Raw genomic sequence first — 1,283 nt, 5'->3', positions numbered from 1 at the left:
CGTCACGGCCGAAGAATGGGAACGACGCGCGGCGGTCGCGGAGGGAGCGGCGGAGGCGTTGGAGCAAGCGTCAATCGAGCTTGACGCTGTGCAGGCGGCGAACTACTTCGGCAAGTGTCTTGAAGGCGAGGCAATGTTCGCCAAACTTGGCCAAGCTATTGGCGATTGGCAGGCCGCACTCACGGGGCAGACGGACGCACTGAATCGCCTTGCGGCTCAGTGTCGGCGCGGCCAGGTTGACTTCGATGATGCTGATCGGGCGGGCGAGTCGGGCTTCCGGACATAGGGGAATGGAATTGCGATTCGGGCAAGCCACCTGGCCTTCCGCGGTTGTTGCGGGAGTTGTCGGCTCCGTGCTGCTTGTTGGGTGTTCTGCGAGCACCGGAGATGCCGTGGGTGAGAGTGATCTGTCGCCCTCGATGCCGCACTCGATTGCGAGTTCAGTTGTCAGGCAGACGGATGAGGCCGGCAGGCAGTTGCCATTTCAAACAGCCTTTCCCAATCGATGGAGCGCAAACAACGATGGCTCGCCATACGAGCCCTGCACAGCTCTTTCTGAAGATATGCTGCTACGCGCGGGGATGGTGCCGGCCTCCGCCATGGATGCTGCCGTAGCTGATGGCCAGACGGCGCGGGGGTGTGTTTGGCGGGTAGGGAGCGGGCACAAGGGAACGATTAGCCAGATCGTTGGAAACCTGACGGATCCCCAGGACGGTCTGACTGGGTACAAGAGGTTGAACAGTAGCGGGATCGAGTGGTTTGCTGACACTCGCGTCGACGGTCGAACTGTCGCTGTCGGTTCCAGTTCGAGTGCGCATTGCCTCGCCGTTGTTCAGTCGCAGAGAGCGATAGTTGCGACAATTGCACGAATGGTCGCGTTGGATCGCCCGCCAGTTCCCCAAATCTGCGAACGTGCAATAGCTTTCACCCGCGCCACGATCGACCAGATTCCTCGTTGAGTTCACCGGTGTGCTGCTCGGTGTGGTCATTCGGTGCGTCGAATCTGCCCGCCCGTCGGCTGTGTCTTGCCCTCCGTCGTCGTCGACCCGGTCAGCGTCGTCAGGATCGAGTCCAGTTGGGCGTGTGACGCCGCTTGTGGATCCGGCGTACCGGCTTCGATCTGGGGCGGGCGGAGATTGCAGTTCTGTCGTTCCGGGCGGTGACCCGGTCGCCGCCCGGGACGTTGCTTTGAATCCCGGTCCGGGACTTTCCGTCCCGGTCGGTCGGGCGGATGAGGTCGGGTTGTGGACAGAAGTCGGGTCAGGGTGGTGGTTTGGCGATAC

The 1,283-nt window shown here is 62.1% G+C and carries 2 protein-coding genes; both read left to right on the top strand.

Going from position 1 to position 1,283, the window contains the following annotated elements; translation table 11 throughout:
* Positions 1-286, top strand: a 286-nt coding sequence (locus tag QSJ18_RS20070; protein WP_286328421.1) for a hypothetical protein, incomplete at its 5' end; no start/stop codon positions are given.
* Complete coding sequence (locus tag QSJ18_RS20220) at positions 246-959, top strand: DUF3558 family protein (protein ID WP_353507229.1); 714 nt, start codon at positions 246-248, stop codon at positions 957-959. The genes QSJ18_RS20070 and QSJ18_RS20220, both read left to right, overlap by 41 nt.
* Positions 960-1,283: the final 324 nt, after the last annotated feature.

The organism is Gordonia heveisoli, assembly GCF_030315745.1.
Classification (GTDB): Bacteria; Actinomycetota; Actinomycetes; order Mycobacteriales; family Mycobacteriaceae; genus Gordonia.
The sequence above is the reverse complement of the archived record's forward strand: the minus strand, read 5'-3'. Positions and strand labels throughout refer to the sequence as shown.